Here is a 17,787-nt window from a genome sequence, read left to right as displayed (position 1 = left end):
TTTGCGCCTATCTCTTTGCTCGCCTTGGCTATCTGCCATCAACCTGCCAAAATGACGCACTTTTCCAAAGTCGTCAGGTAGTTGAACATGATCCGCAAACCAAGCTGGAGAGAGTCCCTCGCCGTCTATCTCGAATTTCGGGTGTTTATTCTCTTTGCCATGGGTTTTTCATCGGGTCTGCCGCTGCTACTGGTGTTCGGTACCCTCTCATTCTGGTTGCGCGAGGCAGATGTCAGCCTGACCGATATCGGCTACATGAGCTGGGTGGCGCTCGCCTATGGCTTTAAATGGTTGTGGTCGCCGCTGGTGGATCGCATGCCGCTGCCGTTGCTCTCCACGCTGCTGGGGCGTCGTCGCAGCTGGATGTTGTTCTCCCAGTTGCTGATCGCTGCCGCGCTGGTCGGCATGGCGTTCTGCGATCCCAAGACCGAGCTGGCCCACCTGGCGCTGTTTGCCCTGCTGGTGGCCTTTGCCTCGGCCACACAGGATATCGTTATCGATGCCTATCGCATCGAATCCGCCCCCGAGCGGCTGCAGGCGGCGATGGCGGCCTCCTACATGACCGGCTACCGGCTGGCGATGATCATGGCGGGTGCCGGTGCGCTGGCGTTGGCGGCCTGGTTTGGCAGCAACAGCGGCTACGACTATCGTGGCTGGCAGGTCACCTATCTGGTGATGGCGGGCTTGATGTCACTCGGGGTCATCACCACCCTGTTTTGCCACGAACCGGATATCGATCTGGCCGGGCAGGGCAAGCAACAGGCCGAGCGCAAGGCGTTGCTGCTGGATAAAGGGTGGCCTGCGCTGCTGGCGAGTGCGGGGGCCTGGGGCTATGAGGCGGTCTGGTGTCCGTTTGCCGACTTCTTCCGCCGCTATGGCGGCTCGGCGCTGCTGATCTTGGCGTTGATCGCCTGCTATCGGGTCGCCGATGTGGTGATGGGGGTGATGTCTAACAGCTTCTATGTGGATATGCAGTTCAGCAAGACCGAGGTTGCCACAATTACCAAGGTGTTTGGCGTCATTATGACGCTGGTCGGCGCTGCATTTGGGGGCGTGCTGGTGATGCGCTTTGGCACGCTGCGCATTCTATTTTTGGGGGCGCTGCTCACCGCCAGCACCAACTTGCTGTTTGCCCTGCTCCATCAGGTCGGTCACAACCTGGAGCTGCTGACTCTGATCATCTCGCTGGATAACCTCAGTGCCGGTATCGCCACTGCGGCCTTCGTGACCTATCTCTCCAGCCTGACCAATGTGGCATTTTCGGCCACTCAGTACGCGCTGTTCAGCTCGGTGATGTTGCTGTTGCCCAAGTTACTGGCCGGTTTTTCCGGGCAGGTCGTGGAGCAGATTGGCTACAGCGCCTTCTTTGTCGGAACCAGTTTATTGGGCTTGCCTGTGTTGTTGTTGATCGTGCTGGTAGCCAGAAAGGGGAGTGAGTTGCTCTCAGTGGCTGACAAATAGCAAGCGTTTGCGTAGAATCGGGGGTGATTAGATTCACACTTCCGGATAAAGTTCCCGAGAAGTTGTTTCTCCCCTGATTTTATTTGATTAGAATTCCTCTCGCTCCTTGTGGGCAGGCTACGGAAAACCTCAACTAACGCACAAGAGACCAATAAAATGGCCAAATTTACCAAGACTCTGATCGCTGCCGGTCTGCTGGCTGCAGCCGCTACTCCGGCCTTTGCTGCTGATTACAGCGGTGATATCCATAAGAACGATTTCAAATGGATGCAGTTCAACGTAATGCATACCATCGACCAGCGTCCTATGAGCGCGAAGGATGGCTACAACGATACCTACCTGGAAATGGAATTTGGTGGTCGTTCCGGTATGTTTGATCTGTATGGCTATGTCGATGTGTTCGATATCTTCCAAAGCAGCCACAGTGATAAGCATAACGGCAGCAATATCTTCATGAAATTTGCTCCGCGTCTCTCCTTGGATGCCCTGACTGGTAAGGATCTCTCCTTCGGCCCGGTACAAGAACTCTATATTGCCACGTTGAACAACGTTGAAACCGGTCACGGTAAAGATGGCAATATGATGGAGAACATGATCGGTCTGGGTACTGATGTTCAGGTACCTTGGTTCGGTAAAGTTGCCATGAACCTGTATGCTCGTCATGCAACCGAAAGTGGTTTCACTGCAGAAGAAGGTGACTGGAACGGTTATCAGTTCTCCATGAACTGGTTCAAACCTTTCTATACCTTCTCCAACGGCAGCTTTGTTTCCTATCAGGGCTACCTGGATTATCTGTTTGATAAAGATACTCACGGCGACAGCAACCAGAGTGCCAATGGTCTGGGTACCTTCCACGGTATCTACTGGCACTCCGATCGTTACGCTGTTGGCTACGGTCTGAAGTACTTCAATGAAATCTACGGTATCAACAATGGTGCTTTTGGTGGTCTGAGTACTACCGGTTTCGGCCACTACTTCTCTGTTACCTACAAGTTCTAATCAAACTTGGGGTACAAAAAACCGGAGCATCTGCTCCGGTTTTTTTATGGCCGCGATTTAGATAGCGTGGCGCGAGTCATCAAGTGCGCCACGGCTGAGTGGATAAATTAGTCGCGGAAGTTCTGGAACTGCATCGGTTGACCCAGTTCGGCGCCACGGACCAGTGCCATGGTCTCTTGCAGATCGTCACGCTTCTTGCCGGTGACACGCACTTCATCACCCTGGATAGCGACCTGCACCTTGATCTTGGAGTCCTTGATCAGCTTGACCAGCTTCTTGGCGATCTCTTTCTCGATCCCCTGCTTGAACTTGACGGTCAGGTGGAAGCGCTTGCCGGAGTGAACGGAGTCACCCACCTCCATGGAGCTGTTTTCGATGTTGCGCTTGAGCAGAGCAGCGCGCAGGATTTCGACCATCTGCTTGAGCTGGAAATCGGCATCGGCTTCCAGTTTTACCTCTTCCTTGTTCAACTCGAAGCTGGCTTCTACCCCACGAAAATCGAAACGGGTGGCCAGTTCACGATTGGCGTTGTCGACTGCGTTCAACACCTCGTTCATTTTGACTTCAGAGACAATATCGAATGACGGCATAGCCGGAGCTCCTCATGTTGCGTTATCGGGGGGCAAATCTACCAGAAAACGGGCAAATTTGCTGATTTTGATAGGGCTGCTCTGCTAGAATCCCCTGCGCACAGGATGGGTGGACCCGTTAGCGTCCACCAGCGAGTTCTTCACTTATCTCCGGTAACAGGTTGAGAGGATTGCAACCCTTACCCTGACAGAGTCACACCATGCCAAGCGGATTAAAAAATTCCCGACAGCCCGTTATGCCACCCGCGATCCCGCAGTGGTCACTGTTGGGTTGTGGCGCCCTCGGCGGCGTTTTTGCCTCCCTGCTGACCCAGAGCGGTCAATCCACCCGAGTCTTGTTGCGCGAACACCATAAGTCCACGCTCCATCCGGGGTTCGATTTCACCTCGCTGGAGGGGCAGGTACAACTGCTCAATATCGAGCGTGGATTTGTCAGCAAACCTGGCAAAATCAAGCGACTGCTGGTGATGACCAAGGCCAGTCAGGTGGTTGCCGCACTGGCACCGCTGGTAAGCAAACTGGATGCTGGCGTGCCGATCGTGCTGCTGCACAACGGGATGGGCATTGCCGAGCAGGTGGTCGAGATGTTCCCGCACAACCCGGTGATTGCCGGCGTTACCAGCCATGGCGCCATGCAGGGCGGCCATTTCGTTTTCCGTCATACTGGCAAGGGCGAAACCTGGCTCGGCCCGATCAATGAAGCCGCAAAGGCCCACGCCGCGCTCGCGGATGAGCTGGCGCTGGCGCTGGGTCAGGCTGGTTGGGATGAGCAGGTATTGGTACGTCAGTGGCAAAAGCTGGCCATCAATTGTGCCATCAATCCCCTGACTGCCCTCTACAAGCTGAAAAATGGCGAGCTGGCTGGCCCCCGTTTTGCCGACGCCCTGCAGCAGATCTGCGTGGAAGTGGCGGATGTGATGTGCGCCGAAGGCATTACTACCACGGCAGAAGAGTTGCAGCGCCGGGTGATGACGGTGGTGGAACTGACCGCTGACAATTACTCCTCCATGTATCAGGATATGGAGCTGGGACGAGAGACCGAGATTGAGGCCATCACCGGCTTCCTGCTGGCCAAGGCTGCCCGGCATGGCATCGCCGTACCGGTCAATCAGGGCCTCTATCAGGCGATCAAAGAGAAGAGTCAGGCCGCCTGACCTTTACATGGCCGAGCAAGCAGCAAGGAGGCGAACGTGAGTGTACTGGTGCTGGTGGCCCCCGGGTCGGAAGAGATAGAGACGGTCGCCATTGTCGATACCCTGGTGCGTGCCAGCATCGAGGTGGTGCTGGCTTCTTGCTGCCCCGCCGGGTCCCGGCAGGTGAAAGCGTCACGCGGGGTACAGCTGGTGGCCGATTGTCATATCGACGAGCTGACCCGTCGGGACTTTGAAGCCATCGTGGTGCCCGGCGGTCTGCCCGGCAGCGAAGTGATCCGTGATACCCCGCTGGCCATCGATCTGCTCAAAGAGCAGGCCGCGCTTGGTCGCTGGCGCGCTGCTATCTGCGCCGCCCCCGTGGTGGTGTTGCAACATCATGGCCTGCTGGAGGGTGCCATCGTCACCTGTCATCCCGGCTTTCAGTCCCGACTACCGACATCGCAGCTGTCACATGAGCGGGTAGTCAGGGATGAGGCTCATCGCCTTATCACCAGTCAGGGGCCGGGCAGTGCCATCGAGTTTGCGCTCGAACTGGTTCGGGTGCTGCAAGGGGATGAGGTGGCGGCCGCCGTCGCTGGCCCTATGGTGCTGCCTTGAGCGCACTCTGCTGCTGAATCCAGCTGGCCATGGGTTGAAAAACGGGCACCGATCATCTTGATCGGGGCCCGTTTGTTATTTGCCGTTATCAGTCACGCCATATTGCCCGGCTCAGTAGTCGTACTGTGAGCACTGTTTTTTGTTGTACTCAGTTTTCCAGCGTGACAACTCCTGCTCCGTGCCGAGCGTGTCCCCTTTCTTGATGGCCTGTTCCAGTATCTCAATCCGGTCGTACAGCCAGCGGCACTCTGCCGTCGGGTTGTTCTTGCCGATGCCGGTCAGCGGCAGCAACCCGAGTCCCAGCCAAAGATATTTCATCCCGAACGCTCCTTGTCATTGTGGTGGTAAAGGTCTCCTTGGAGTCTACCATTTTAGCCGCAACGAGAGAGATAGAGCTGCGCTTATCCTTGGGGTAAGATGATGCCATGTCTGTTTATTTATACAGTGGTATGCGCAAGATCATCCATATCGACATGGACTGCTTTTTTGCCGCGGTGGAGATGCGGGACAACCCGGCGCTGCGGGAGGTGCCGCTCGCCATCGGTGGGGCCTCAGAGCGGCGCGGCGTCATCTCGACCTGCAACTACGTGGCGCGCCGGTTCGGGGTGCGCTCCGCCATGCCGAGTGCACTGGCGAAAAAGCTCTGCCCGCCGTTGGTACTGATCCCGGGACGGATGGCGGTGTACAAGGATATCTCCCGTCAGCTCAGGGCCATTTTCCTGCGCTATACCGATCAGGTTGAACCACTGTCGCTGGATGAGGCCTATCTCGACGTGACCCACAGTCGCTGTTGTGGTGGCAGTGCCACCCTGATGGCGCAAGAGATCCGGCAAGCCATCGTCACCGAACTGGGATTGACCGCCTCGGCGGGTGTGGCGCCCAATAAGTTTCTCGCCAAGCTCGCCTCGGAGCAGCGCAAGCCTGATGGTCTGTTTGTCATTCGTCCCGACGAAGTGGCCGAATTTGTCTGCCAGTTGCCCCTCGGCAAACTGCCCGGAGTGGGGCGCAAGACCGCCGAGCGGCTGGAGGCTCAGGGGCTCTACACCTGTGAGGATGCGCGGGCCTTGTCGGCACAAGAGCTGTGCAGCCGTTTTGGCAAGCTGGGGGAGATGCTGACGACCCGGATCTGGGGGCTGGATGAACAGCCGGTGCAGGCGCACCGGATCCGCAAAACCATCGGGGTGGAGACCACCTTGGCGAGCGATGTTTGTGACGAAGCCGCTTGCCTGACGGTATTGCAGCAACTGTTGCCGGAGCTGGAGCGGCGATTTCAGCTGGCGTGCCCTGCCGAGCAGGTGATGGGGCAGGGGATTAAACTCAAGTTTGCAGACTTCCACCAGACCACCGTCTATCGCAGTCAGGGTGGCTATCAGCCAGCCCTGTTCGTTCCCCTGCTCAAAGAGGGGCTACAGCGGGCGCAAGGGCGCTCGGTTCGCCTGCTGGGCTTGGTGGTGGGCTTGCCAAAAGAGGGTGAAGTTAATCAACTCTCGCTGGATTTGCTGTGAGAGAGTTAAGTTTTTGTTTATAAAGTCGATAATCTATCCATATCTGTATGACGTAGGAATATTGGCATGAGCGCTCTTTCTGTCCAGGGTCGGATTACCCTGATCGCCGGTTGCTGTCTGTTGGTGACAGCCGCCGCTCTGGTTGCCTCTTCGATTTACAACGCGAACAAGATGCAACAGCAGGTGCGGCAAGCCACCATGCACGAGGCGCAGCAGTCAGCCGAGAACTGGATGAAGGCGATGGGCTCGGAGCAGGCGGCCAAGGTGACCAGCTATCTCGATGAGGCCTATTTCCGCGCCAGCTTGCTGGCCGAGAGCGTACTGTTCCAGCGCAAGAATGGGGCCGAGAACTTTGTCCAGTCAGAGGCGCTGCGCAGCGCCATCAATCAGCAACTGCACGATGCCGCCGCCTCATCGACCAATCTGCTCGGCGTCTATACGGTGTTCGAGCCTGACCAGCTGGATGGGGAAGACAGTAACTATGAGGGCTCGACCGCACTCGGCGCCAACGACAAAGGGCGCTTCTCCAGTTATTGGGCGTATGACAACGGCAAGCTGGTGCCCGAGGTGCAGAACGAAGATGTGCTTGCTGACGACAGTCCGACCGCTGCCGGTGGTGTTGAAAACGAGTGGTATCGCTGCAGCATTCGCACCCGGGCACTCTGCCTGCTGGAACCCTATCTGGACGATGTCGGCGACAAGAAAGTCTTGATTACCTCAGTCTCAGTACCTTTGCTGGAGCAGGGAACATTACTGGGGGTAGCTGGCGTTGATATCTCCCTGACGACCTTGCAGGATCTGGTCTCTACCATGGACAAGGAGCTCTATGACGGCAAAGGCAGAATATTGCTGGTCAGTCATGAGGGGCGCGTGGCGGGTGCCGATGAGTTTGATGTGACCTTGGGGCGGGAGCTGGACCAGAAGTATCAGGGGCTGGCCAGCGAGCTGAAAGGCTGGCTCAATCAGGGTCAGGAACAGACGCGCTGGAGCCGCGATGGAGCCCTGTTGCAGAGCTTTGTGCCGGTCTCCATGCGTGGTACCGATCGTAAATGGGGCATCTATATTGAATTACCACGGGCCGTAGTGCTGGCCTCGGCCCAGCAACTGCAGGATGATCTGGCCAGTGAGGCCAATCGCAGCGTGGTCTCGCAACTGTCGATCGGGGTGCTGATCTCGCTGGTGGCCCTGAGTTTTATCTGGTTGATGGCGCGCCAGATTGTGGCACCCATCCGCGCCGTAGTTGCCCGTCTCAAGGATATCGCCAGTGGTGAGGGGGATTTGACCCAGCGTATCGAGATCCAGCGGCAAGACGAGATCGGCGAGCTGGCCAAGTGGTTCAACAGCTTCCTCAACAAGTTGCAATCCACCATCAGTCAGGTGATTGATACCGTCTCGGGTACGCGCAACAGTGCCGAGCGAGCCGCGCAAGTGGCCGAGCGCACCAGCAGTGGCATGCAGGCCCAGTATCAGGAGATCGATCTGGTGGCGACGGCATTTGAGGAGCTGAGCGCCACGGCGTTGCAGGTCTCCGGTAATGCCGGCTCGGCGGTGGCGGCTGCCAACACCACTGATGCCGCGGCGCAAGAGGGCAAATATGTCGTTGCCGACACCCAGGAGGCGATGCGCAAGCTGATGACCATCATCAACGATGCCCAGCCGGTGGTGGAGCGACTCTCCGCCAACAGCGACAACATCAACGATATTCTCACAGTGATCCAGGGAATTGCCGAGCAGACCAACTTGCTGGCGCTGAATGCGGCTATCGAAGCGGCGCGGGCCGGTGAGCAGGGCCGTGGCTTTGCCGTGGTGGCCGATGAGGTGCGCAATCTGGCCGGTCGCACCCAGAATGCCATCGTCGAGATCCAGACCCTGATCAGCCAACTGCAATCCGGTACCGGCGCCGTGGTCAAGGCGATCCGTGATGGTCATGGCCAGGCTGACGAGACCCTCGCCAAGGTGGATCTCTCGGTGCAGGTGCTGGAGCAGATTATCCAGTCAGTCTCCACCATCCATCAGATGAACGAGCAGATTGCCCGGGCGGCGCAGGAGCAGAGCCGGGTGGCGGACGAGATCAACCGCAACGTCAGCAACATTCGCGATGTGAGCCACACCATTCGGGCCGAGGCGGCGACATCTGCCGAAAATGGTCGCGAGCTCTCCGCTCTCGCTGACAAACAGCAGCAACTGGTGGGGCAGTTCAAGGTATAGCGGGATCAAAAAAGGCGCCATCCAGCTGGAGGCGCCAAACACATTCAGATGACAGACTGGGTCAAATCGAGAAGATTTGAGCCCCTCTTCCCGCAGAGGAAGAAACACAACACCACAATCACAGTCGAAAGACTCACGAAAAACACATGTAAACCAACATGTAGTAGAAAATGTGAGCCATATGACGACTGATTGCTGGGCGAATTATGTTTATTCACTGGTCGACCCGCAACCGACAAATTATAATGCGCCCCATTAGAAAAACTCATCGTCGGCTGGTGTCATGTCTCGTCGTTTACCTCCGCTCAATGCCCTCAAGGCGTTTGAAGCAGCGGCTCGTCACTTAAGCTTTACCCGCGCAGCAGAAGAGTTGTTTGTGACTCAGGCTGCCATCAGTCACCAGATCAAGGCGCTGGAGGAGTATCTTGGCATCAAGCTGTTCCGCCGTAAAAACCGCTCCTTGTTGCTGACCGAAGAGGGGCAGGGCTATTTCCTGGATATCAAGGATATCTTTGCCTCCATCTCTGAGGCGACCGACAAGCTGCTGGCCCGCAGTGCCAAGGGGGCGTTGACCGTCAGTCTGCAGCCGAGTTTTGCCATCCAGTGGCTGGTGCCGCGCTTGGTCAAGTTCAGTGAGCGCCATCCCGATATCGATGTGCGGATCAAGGCGGTCGATCTCGACGAAGGGTCGCTCACCGACGACGTGGATGTGGCCATCTATTACGGGCGCGGCAACTGGCCGGGGCTGCGTTGTGACAAGTTGCATACCGAATACCTGATCCCGGTCTGTTCCCCCTTGCTGTTGACCGGGCCCAAACCGCTGCGTACGCCGCAAGATTTGACTCTTCATACCCTGCTGCACGATACCTCCCGGCGCGACTGGAAGGCCTGGTTCCGCCAGCTCGATATCGATGCCCCCAACGTCAATCAGGGGCCCATCTTCAGCCACTCCACCATGGTGATCCAGGCGGCGATCCACGGCCAGGGGGTGGCGCTTGGCCACAGCGTGCTGGCACAACCCGAGATTGAGGCCGGCCGCCTTATCTGCCCGTTCGAGCAGGTGCTGGTGAGCAAAAATGCCTTCTATCTGGTGTGCCAGGAGCAACAGTCGGATCAGGGCAAGATCGTTGCCTTCCGCGACTGGATGCTGGAGCTGGTAGAGCAGGAAGAGGCGCGTCGCAGGGCAAGGCTCGCCGATGCCTGAGGTGATCCGCGAGGGGGCAATTGATGCCCCCGTTCGCATTTTGCTGGCCCACGGTGCGGGCGCCGGGATGGAACACGCCTTTCTTGCCGAGTTGTCACGCCTGCTGGCTGGCCCCGACATCGAAGTGGTGCGCTTCAACTTTCCCTACATGACAAGGCGGGCAGAGGATGGCAAACGCCGTCCGCCGGACAGAGCTCCGGTGCTGCTCGCCCATTGGCATGAAGTGATCCGCGAGTTTGCCCATCCACGACTGTTTCTGGCGGGCAAGTCGATGGGCGGGCGGATGGCTGCGGAACTGTATAGTGAAGGCGAGGGTGAGATGAATGCTGCAGGATTGCTCATTCTCGGGTATCCTTTCCACCCTCCGGCCAAGCCCGACAGTTGGCGAGGCGAGGTACTCAAGCATATTGCAGTGCCAACCCTGCTGTTGCAGGGGGAGCGCGACACCTTCGGTAGTCGCGCCGAACTGGCCGATTTCCCCTTCTCACCCACCGTATCGGTCCATTGGTTGACCGATGGTGATCATGGTTTCAAACCGCGTAAAGCCAGTGGCGTGAGTGAGCAGGAGAATATGCAGCATGCGGCGGCGGCCATCTGCCATTTTATCGCCCGGCACGGATAGCACGAGAGGGTTGGCCTTATGGCCAGCCGTGATGAGAGAGGGAGAGTGAGGATGCAGATCCATCGACATTGGCTGATACTGGCCGGTCTCTTCGGGTTGACGGCTACCATGCTGGGGGCGTATGGCGCCCATGGATTGGCGGCGACCGGTATTACGCCCGAGCGTCTTGCGGCGTTCAATACCGCCGTGCAGTATCAGTTTTTTCACGCATTGGCCCTGCTGGTTCTGGGCTGGTGCGGTGTGCGCAGCAAGGTGATCCACCTGGCTGGCACCGCCTTTGTGCTGGGGATCATCGGATTCTCCGGCAGTATTTACGCCATGGTGCTGCTTGGCAGCAAGGGGCTGGGGCTGATTACCCCGGCCGGTGGCCTCTGTTTTATGTTGGGATGGGCGGCTTTGATTTGGGCCGGCTGTCGTCTTGGAGGAAAAAATGAATAATCTGCTGCTTTATTGCCGCCCCGGTTTTGAGAAAGAGGCGGCTGCAGAGATCACCGAGCGTGCCGGTAACATGCAGTGCTACGGTTTCGCCCGGGTCAAGGACGACAGCGGTTATGTGATCTTCGAACTGTATGACGAGGAGCAGGCGGACCTGCTGGCTCGCAAGCTGCCGTTCCGGGAGCTCATCTTCATCCGTCAGATGCTGGTGGTGACCCATGAGCTGAAGGCGCTGGATGTCGCAGACAGGATCACCCCCATCATCGAGGCGGTTCGCGAATACACCATTTGCGGCGATCTGCGAGTCGAGACTGCGGATACCAACGAAGCGAAAGAGTTGTCGGCCTTCTGCCGCAAGTTCACCGTGCCGCTTCGTCAGGCGCTGCGCAGCAACGAGATCCTGACCAAGAAGGAGACGCCGAACCGTCCGGTGTTCCACGCCTTCTTCATGGCCAATGATCACGTGTTGCTGGGTTACTCCTACTCGTTCAACAACTCCGGATTCCACATGGGGATCCCGCGTCTGCGCTTCCCGGCCGATGCGCCGAGCCGCTCCAGCCTCAAGCTGGAAGAGGCGTTTTACGTGTTCGTGCCGCGGGAAGAGTGGGATATGCGTCTCTGCTCCGGTCTGAAGGCGGTGGATCTGGGCGCCTGCCCGGGCGGTTGGACCTATCAGCTGGTGCGTCGTGGCATGATGGTGACGGCGGTCGACAACGGCATGATGGCCCAATCCCTGATGGATACCGGTCAGGTCAAGCATATCCGGGATGACGGTTTCGTCTGGCGTCCGAGCAAGAAGAACACCTACTGGCTGGTGTGCGACATGGTCGATAAACCGGCGCGGGTCGTTCACATGATTGCGGACTGGTTCCGTGAGGGCGACTGTCAGGAGGCGATGTTCAACCTCAAGCTGCCGATGAAGAAGCGGTATGCCGAATCGGTGCACAATATCGAGGTGTTGCGCGAGATGCTCAAGGAGATCGACAACGCGTTCGTGATCCAGGCCAAGCAGCTCTATCACGATCGTGAAGAGATCACCGTGCATGTTTACAACAAGTACTGGGTCTCCAAACTCGAGCCCAAGGCGTGATGTAAGCGTTCAGCCCGTACGATAAATACCAAGGCCGACAGGGAAACCTGTCGGCCTTTTGCTATCCGGCTGCCGGAAAATATCAGAAACGGTAATCGAGGCGCAGGGAAGATTCGTCGTCGGTCACCTTGATCTCGATCTGCAGCGGGATGGTTTTGTCGACCGGATTGAACTGCATTTTTATCCCGTCTCCTCTCAGCCTGACGGCGGTGTTCATGCCGCCAGCCTTGAACTTGACCTTGGGTCTGAAGCGTTCGACCGACAGACTGACGCTCTTCTCCGGGGTCAGATTGAGCTGCGGGTAGGAGGTGATCTTTTGATTACCAAAGTTGTCGGTGGAGACTTCAATACCAAACGACAGGGGTTTGGGCGCCTTGAGCAGGTCGTTGGTATCCAGGCTCGAGCGCCATACCTCGGTGGCAGTCCGTTTTTCCTGCTGCGGCAGTTTGGCGGTTTGGGTTGATTGAGCCTGTTCGAAGGCACTGGCAGTGCCACACACCAGCAGCAGACCCGAAACCAGATAGCCCCCGTATCCCTTCATGAAAAACACTCCCTGTTCTTCTTCTCTATTGAACATAGTTGCTGTTCGGGGAGTGGCAAAGGATTCGGAAACATAAAAAAGGGAGCCGAAGCTCCCTTTTAAATCAATGGATTAACTCACAGCCGATCGATGATCGCCTGGGTGAATTCACTGGTGGAGGCGCTGCCGCCCAGATCGCGAGTGACCCGATCACCGGATTCGATGGTGGCTCGTACGGCCTCGCGGATCCGTTCTGCTTTATCCTGCATGCCGAGGTACTCCAGCATCTGGATGGAGGCGAGGATCACCGAGGTCGGGTTGGCAATGTTCTTGCCTGCGATGTCGGGCGCAGAGCCATGGACCGCTTCGAAAATGGCCGCGCCATCGCCGATGTTGGCACCTGGTGCCATGCCCAGCCCGCCGACCAGACCGGCGCAGAGATCCGAGAGGATGTCGCCGAACAGGTTGGTGGTGACCATGACATCGAAACGCTCCGGATACATCACCAGATTCATACAGGCGGCATCGACGATCATCTCTTCGCTCTGGATATCCGGGTAGTGGCTGGCGATTTCACGGGCCACTTCGAGGAACAGGCCGGAGGTCGACTTGAGGATGTTTGCCTTGTGGATGATGGTGACCTTCTTGCGACCCTCCTGACGGGCCAGCTCGAAGGCGAACTTGACGATGCGCTCTGCCCCTTCGCGGGTGATGATGCTCATCGCCTCGGCGCTCTTGTTGTCATCGCTGCGCTTCTGACCGGCACCCGAGTACATGCCTTCGGTGTTTTCACGCACCGTGATGATGTCGATGTTGTCGTAACGGCTCTTGGTGCCCTTGAAGGAGATGACTGGGCGCACGTTGGCGTAGAGGTTGAACTTCTTTCGCAGGGAGACGTTGATGGAGGTAAAACCGCCCCCGACCGGCGTGGTCAATGGCCCTTTCAGGCTCACCTTGTTCTTCTCGATCAGATCCAGGGTAGCCTGGGGCAGCAGCTCGCCATGCTTCTCGAGGGCAACCAGACCTGCATCAGCATATTCGTATTCAAAGTCACAGCCCGCATGGGTCAGGATCTGGATGGCTGATTCAATGATGCTGGGGCCGATGCCGTCGCCGGGGATCACGGTAATTTTTCTTTTGGACATGAGAGGGTTCCACTTCCAGGGTATAGGGGAGGATGGGGCTGCTTTATAGCATTTACTCAGCAAACCAACCACATTCCTTTACATTCTACTCACTTTCATCAACAGCGAGGGTGAGTCTCGTCATGGTTCGCACCCTTGCCTGCATTTTTGTTCGGTCATTTAGTCCGGCTGGGGCGGGTAGCGGATGTCCCGCAGGTTGAATCCCAGCACAATATCCCGCTGCAAGCGTACCAGCCGTTGGGCCAGCAGGGCTTCATCCTGATGCTGGCGCAGCTTGATCAACGGTTTGGTGGCATCCTCTTGCTGGCAGGCCTCGAGCATGGCTGCCAGATTGCCATACTGCTGCAACAGCTGGGTGGCGGTCTTGGGGCCGATACCGGGTACTCCCTTGATATTGGAACCGCCGATGCCGGTCAGGGCCCAGAAGTCGACCAGCTGAGCGGGCGCTACCCCATATTGCTGCTGGACGAAGGCCGCATCCAGCCAGCGTTTGTTGAAGTAGTCGCGCACCCTGATCTGCGGGCAGATGAGCTGGCAGAACCCCTTGTCGGTGGAGATGATGGTTGCCTGATGGCCGTGGCTGGCGATGCCGCAGGCTAGAGTGGCGATGAGATCATCCGCCTCGTCGGTCTCGGAGAGCAGGGCATCGACACCGCACTCCCAGAAAGCATCCTGCAGGGTCGCCAGCCCTTCACGCAGCTCGGGGGGCATGGGCGTGCGCCCCTCCTTGTAGGCCGGATAGACCTCTTTGCGCCAGCTGTGCACCTCGCCGTCAAAGACCGCGATGACATGGGTCGGTTCGCTATTGGCCAGCAGCTTGCGGCAGGTATTGATAAGGTTGGCGCGGGTGGCGACCAGCGCCTGGGCAGGGGTCAGTGCCTGCTGGGCTTGTACCGCGTGCAGACGGCGAATGAGGTTGAGGGCATCGATGATGAGCAGGTGTGGCCGGATAGTTGACATGGGGCACTCTTGGCGGTCGGGACGCCCCATTGTAACAAACCACTCGCCTGATGGGGGATTGATGGTATTCGGGAAGGCGTAGAGCCAATAAAGAGGGGCGCCAATGCGCCCCTCTGTCGATGATATGGCTGTCTATACCCTAGCGCACGATTTCGTAGCAGGGCACATACTGGCTGCCCGGCAGCTTCATCCGCTGTTGCTTGACGAAGCTCTCCAGCAGCTTGTCCATCAGGTGCATCAGCTCCTTGTCGCCGTGCAGCTTGAAGGGGCCTTTCTTCTCGATGGCGCGAATGCCGCCCTCTTTCACGTTGCCCGCGACGATGCCGGAGAAGGCGCGGCGCAGGTTGGCAGCCAGCAGTTGCGGCGGCTGGTTGCGGTGCAGATCCAGACTGGCCATGTTGGCGTGATCCGGCTCGAATGGGAGCTGGAACTCCGGCTCAATCTTGAGGGACCAGTTGAAGGAGTAGGCATCGCCAACCGATTTGCGATATTCGCGAATTTTCGGCATCGCCTCTTTCATCACCCGGGCCACTTCCGGCGCATCGCCTACGATGATCCGGTAGAGCCGGGTTGCAGGCTCGCCCAGAGTCGCCTTGATGAAGTCGTCGATGGCGCGGAAGTAGTCGGCGCTCTCTTTCGGGCCGGTCAGAATGATCGGCATCGGCTGCCGTTCGTTGGCCGGGTTCATCATGATGCCGAGCAGATAGAGCAGCTCTTCAGCGGTGCCGACCCCGCCCGGGAAGATGATGATGCCATGGCCCAGGCGCACGAAGGCTTCCAGTCGCTTCTCGATATCTGGCAGGATCACCAGCTCGTTGACGATGGGGTTGGGCGGTTCGGCCGCAATGATGGAAGGCTCCGTGAGGCCAATGTAGCGCCCGTTGCGTACCCGCTGTTTGGCATGGCCGACGGCGGCCCCTTTCATCGGGCCTTCCATGGCGCCCGGGCCACAGCCGGTACAGATGTTCAGCTCACGCAGGCCCAGTTCGCTGCCCACGGCGCGGGTGTACTGGTACTCGATCGCATTGATGGAGTGGCCACCCCAGCAGACGATCAGGTTGGGATCGGCGCCGGGCAGGATCACCTTGGCGTTGCGCAGGATGGCGAACACCACGTTGGAGATATGGGTGGAGTTGGTCAGATTGACCTGGCGGTTGGACTCGAGCTGATTGGAGACATAGAGAATGTCGCGCAGCACCGAGAAGAGGTGCTCCTGAATGCCGCGAATGATCTCGCCATCGACAAAGGCGTGCTCGGGGGCATTGAACAGTTCCAGCTTGACCCCGCGCTCGCGCCGGATCACATGAATATCGAACGACTTGAAGCGCTCCAGGATCTCCTTGGAGCTGTCGGTATGGCTACCGGAGTTGAGCACTGCCAGCGAGCAGTTGCGAAACAGTTGATAGATATCGCTGGAGGCAGTCTGCTTGAGGCGATCCACCTCAAGCTGTGACAGCAAATCCATGCTGCCGACGGGATTGATGTGCGTAATCATAGGTTCCCCTTTACTCACTTGTTATCGTTGTGTTTTTCCCTGGGGAGAAAAGGGGACGCCATGTAGCATCCCCTGAGATCGATAGTAGTGGTAACAGAGGGGGGAGGGAAATAGGGTGACGACTGTTCGCTGTTTTTTTAGCCGCTTGTCAGGCCAGTGTCACTTGATCCCGACCGGTGTTCTTGGCGTGGTAGAGCGCCTTGTCTGCCCGCTCGAACACATCGGACGGGTTGTCCCCATCCTTGAACAGGGTGGCGCCGATGGAGATGGTGATCTCCACCTTGGCATCGCGAAAACGGAACGGGATGCTCTTGATGGTCTGGCGCAGGGTCTCCAGCGGCTTCTGGAATTTGTCAGGGTTGATATTGGGCAGCAACACCACGAACTCTTCCCCGCCGAAACGGGCGATGAAGTCAGTGTCACGCAGGGCACTTTGCAGCGCCTTGGCGACCACTTTCAGCGCCTTGTCACCCGCCATATGGCCGTAGTTGTCATTGATGTTCTTGAAGTGATCGATATCGATGATCGCCATGCAGAGCGGAGTGCGGTAGCGCAGCCAACGTTTGTACTCCTGCTCCAGTCGTTCATCGAGGGCGGCCCGGTTGTGTACTTGGGTCAGGCTGTCGAGGAACAGCTTGTGCTTTTGAATGGTCAGCCGCTTTTTGTACTCGGCGGTCTCCTCCTTCATCAGCCGCAGCTTGGACTCCATGGTGGAGAGGCGGGTGAGCAGGTGACGCTCTCGCGCCGCCGTGCTCTCGCGTTCTTGCAGCAGCAGGTTGATGGCGCCCATGTGGCCTGAGATGGTTTGCTTGAGCGCATCGAGGGAGTTATGGCTGGCCAGGGATTGATCGATGGCCTGCAGCTCGTTGACCAGCGCCTCGCGGGTCTCTCTGGTTTCGTTTTGCAGCGCGCGCCCCTCGTCGAGGGATTCGGTAAACCCGACATGCACTGCGGACAGGCTCTCGTTGAGGGAGCTGAGGAAGGCGCGGGAGGCTTTGCGCTCCTCACGGGTGCCTTCGATGATGAGCTCAATCACCTGCAGGCAGGTTTCCGCCAGCAGGGCAGGGTTGATCCCGATCAGCAACTGGCGGCGGATGTCGCCCAGACTCTCGCCGATGGCACCGGCAAAGTCGAGTTCGGTGATAAGCCGCTGCAGCTCATCGGCGATGCGGGCGTGATCCTTGAGATCAAACGGGTCGACATCGGGCTGGCCATCGTGGCTGGTGGGGGTGTTTTTTTGCTGGGCTGTGTTTGCCGGTGCCAGCAGGGGCTGGCTGGGCAGCAGCTGGATCTTGATCGCCTGCTGGTAGAACTCCAGCAGTTTGATCACCTTCTTTTGCTGATCGGCAATACCGTAACCGACGGGACTGGCCAGAAATTCCTTGAGGGATTTACGGGTCTCTTCCGGGAAGCCCTTGATGGTTTTCAACTGTCTGGAGCCAAGATCGATGGCGGTCTGGGTCAGGGTGATCGACTCTTCCAGCGCATTGCTGTGTTGCTGTAGCAGTTTTTCGATGGCCTGCAGATCCTCATCCAGCGCGGTAAAGGCCGGATTGTTATCCAGTTTCTGCTTGAGCTTGGCGAAGCGATTATCCAGCTCGCGGTCGAAGCCACGGCAGGAGAGCATCAACTTGTTGATAAACTGGATGCCGCGGGCACGCTCTGCATCGGAGAACGAGAGAACGCCGTCGAGTTCCAGCTGTTTTTGCTGAAGGGATTCCCTGAGCCTGGCCAATTGTCCTGCTACGGCAGCGATGTCATTCATTATCAGGTCGCCCTGTTGTCATTATTGTTTTTGGTGT

17 protein-coding genes are annotated in these 17,787 nt (G+C 57.9%); 10 read left to right on the top strand and 7 right to left on the bottom strand.

What is annotated here, in order from left to right:
* Nucleotides 1-81: 81 nt before the first annotated feature.
* Both I6G90_RS11295 and I6G90_RS11290 read left to right on the top strand, forming a co-directional pair.
* The gene (locus tag I6G90_RS11295; RefSeq protein WP_197927548.1) at nucleotides 82-1,461 is read left to right on the top strand and encodes an AmpG family muropeptide MFS transporter; all 1,380 of its coding nucleotides are present in this window, start codon (nucleotides 82-84) and stop codon (nucleotides 1,459-1,461) included.
* Between the two features lie 156 nt (nucleotides 1,462-1,617).
* On the top strand, nucleotides 1,618-2,460 hold the full coding sequence (locus I6G90_RS11290; protein ID WP_197927546.1) for a nucleoside-specific channel-forming Tsx family protein: 843 nt from the start codon (nucleotides 1,618-1,620) through the stop codon (nucleotides 2,458-2,460).
* A gap of 107 nt (nucleotides 2,461-2,567) precedes the next feature.
* Here the strand turns inward: I6G90_RS11290 and I6G90_RS11285 are convergent, their stop codons facing one another.
* A complete protein-coding gene (locus tag I6G90_RS11285; protein ID WP_042058365.1) occupies nucleotides 2,568-3,050 on the bottom strand; it encodes a YajQ family cyclic di-GMP-binding protein in 483 nt (160 codons plus the stop codon).
* A 200-nt stretch (nucleotides 3,051-3,250) separates the two neighbouring features.
* Between I6G90_RS11285 and I6G90_RS11280 the strand changes: the two genes are divergently transcribed.
* Together I6G90_RS11280 and I6G90_RS11275 are read left to right on the top strand one after the other, a co-directional pair.
* Nucleotides 3,251-4,204 carry a ketopantoate reductase family protein gene (locus I6G90_RS11280; protein ID WP_197927544.1) on the top strand — a complete coding sequence of 318 codons (954 nt, stop codon included), beginning with the start codon at nucleotides 3,251-3,253 and terminating at the stop codon, nucleotides 4,202-4,204.
* 36 nt (nucleotides 4,205-4,240) lie between these two features.
* Nucleotides 4,241-4,801 carry a DJ-1 family glyoxalase III gene (locus tag I6G90_RS11275; RefSeq protein ID WP_197927542.1) on the top strand — a complete coding sequence of 187 codons (561 nt, stop codon included), beginning with the start codon at nucleotides 4,241-4,243 and terminating at the stop codon, nucleotides 4,799-4,801.
* A gap of 111 nt (nucleotides 4,802-4,912) precedes the next feature.
* On the opposite strand, the gene I6G90_RS11270 is transcribed toward I6G90_RS11275, so the two are convergent.
* Nucleotides 4,913-5,119, bottom strand: coding sequence for a hypothetical protein (locus tag I6G90_RS11270; RefSeq protein ID WP_197927540.1), 207 nt, complete (start codon nucleotides 5,117-5,119; stop codon nucleotides 4,913-4,915).
* A 131-nt stretch (nucleotides 5,120-5,250) separates the two neighbouring features.
* Between I6G90_RS11270 and dinB the strand changes: the two genes are divergently transcribed.
* From dinB to rlmM, 6 genes are all read left to right on the top strand, one after another.
* A complete protein-coding gene (gene dinB, locus I6G90_RS11265) occupies nucleotides 5,251-6,306 on the top strand; it encodes a DNA polymerase IV (protein WP_031227617.1) in 1,056 nt (351 codons plus the stop codon).
* 66 nt (nucleotides 6,307-6,372) lie between these two features.
* Nucleotides 6,373-8,514, top strand: coding sequence for a methyl-accepting chemotaxis protein (locus tag I6G90_RS11260; protein WP_197927538.1), 2,142 nt, complete (start codon nucleotides 6,373-6,375; stop codon nucleotides 8,512-8,514).
* A gap of 283 nt (nucleotides 8,515-8,797) precedes the next feature.
* Complete coding sequence (locus I6G90_RS11255) at nucleotides 8,798-9,718, top strand: transcriptional regulator GcvA (RefSeq protein WP_042058376.1); 921 nt, start codon at nucleotides 8,798-8,800, stop codon at nucleotides 9,716-9,718.
* On the top strand, nucleotides 9,711-10,340 hold the full coding sequence (locus I6G90_RS11250; RefSeq protein ID WP_197927536.1) for an alpha/beta family hydrolase: 630 nt from the start codon (nucleotides 9,711-9,713) through the stop codon (nucleotides 10,338-10,340). Before I6G90_RS11255 ends, I6G90_RS11250 begins: the two co-directional genes overlap by 8 nt.
* Before the next feature lie 51 nt (nucleotides 10,341-10,391).
* Entirely contained in the window at nucleotides 10,392-10,778 is a 387-nt protein-coding gene (locus tag I6G90_RS11245; protein WP_058052208.1) for a DUF423 domain-containing protein, read from the top strand.
* A complete protein-coding gene (rlmM, locus tag I6G90_RS11240; protein ID WP_042058383.1) occupies nucleotides 10,771-11,865 on the top strand; it encodes a 23S rRNA (cytidine(2498)-2'-O)-methyltransferase RlmM in 1,095 nt (364 codons plus the stop codon). The genes I6G90_RS11245 and rlmM overlap by 8 nt, the downstream gene beginning before the upstream one ends.
* A gap of 82 nt (nucleotides 11,866-11,947) precedes the next feature.
* Here rlmM and I6G90_RS11235 read toward each other — a convergent pair whose 3' ends face one another.
* The 5 genes from I6G90_RS11235 to I6G90_RS11215 all read right to left on the bottom strand — a co-directional run bounded on the left by I6G90_RS11235 (nucleotide 11,948) and on the right by I6G90_RS11215 (nucleotide 17,750).
* Nucleotides 11,948-12,406 (bottom strand): hypothetical protein, encoded by a 459-nt coding sequence (locus I6G90_RS11235; RefSeq protein ID WP_182969600.1) that lies wholly within the window; start codon nucleotides 12,404-12,406, stop codon nucleotides 11,948-11,950.
* Between the two features lie 116 nt (nucleotides 12,407-12,522).
* The gene (locus tag I6G90_RS11230; protein ID WP_042058388.1) at nucleotides 12,523-13,530 is read right to left on the bottom strand and encodes an isocitrate dehydrogenase; all 1,008 of its coding nucleotides are present in this window, start codon (nucleotides 13,528-13,530) and stop codon (nucleotides 12,523-12,525) included.
* Between the two features lie 159 nt (nucleotides 13,531-13,689).
* Nucleotides 13,690-14,490, bottom strand: a complete 801-nt coding sequence (gene xni / locus I6G90_RS11225; protein ID WP_197927534.1) for a flap endonuclease Xni — start codon at nucleotides 14,488-14,490, stop codon at nucleotides 13,690-13,692.
* Between the two features lie 139 nt (nucleotides 14,491-14,629).
* Nucleotides 14,630-15,985 carry a nucleotide 5'-monophosphate nucleosidase PpnN gene (gene ppnN, locus I6G90_RS11220; protein WP_042657209.1) on the bottom strand — a complete coding sequence of 452 codons (1,356 nt, stop codon included), beginning with the start codon at nucleotides 15,983-15,985 and terminating at the stop codon, nucleotides 14,630-14,632.
* Between the two features lie 148 nt (nucleotides 15,986-16,133).
* Nucleotides 16,134-17,750: a GGDEF domain-containing protein gene (locus tag I6G90_RS11215; RefSeq protein WP_197927532.1), complete on the bottom strand. Its 1,617-nt coding sequence runs from the start codon at nucleotides 17,748-17,750 to the stop codon at nucleotides 16,134-16,136.
* Between the last annotated feature and the right edge of the window lie 37 nt (nucleotides 17,751-17,787).

The sequence above is a fragment of the Aeromonas allosaccharophila genome (assembly GCF_016026615.1).
GTDB classification, from domain to species: Bacteria; Pseudomonadota; Gammaproteobacteria; order Enterobacterales; family Aeromonadaceae; genus Aeromonas; species Aeromonas allosaccharophila.
The sequence above is the reverse complement of the archived record's forward strand: the minus strand, read 5'-3'. Positions and strand labels throughout refer to the sequence as shown.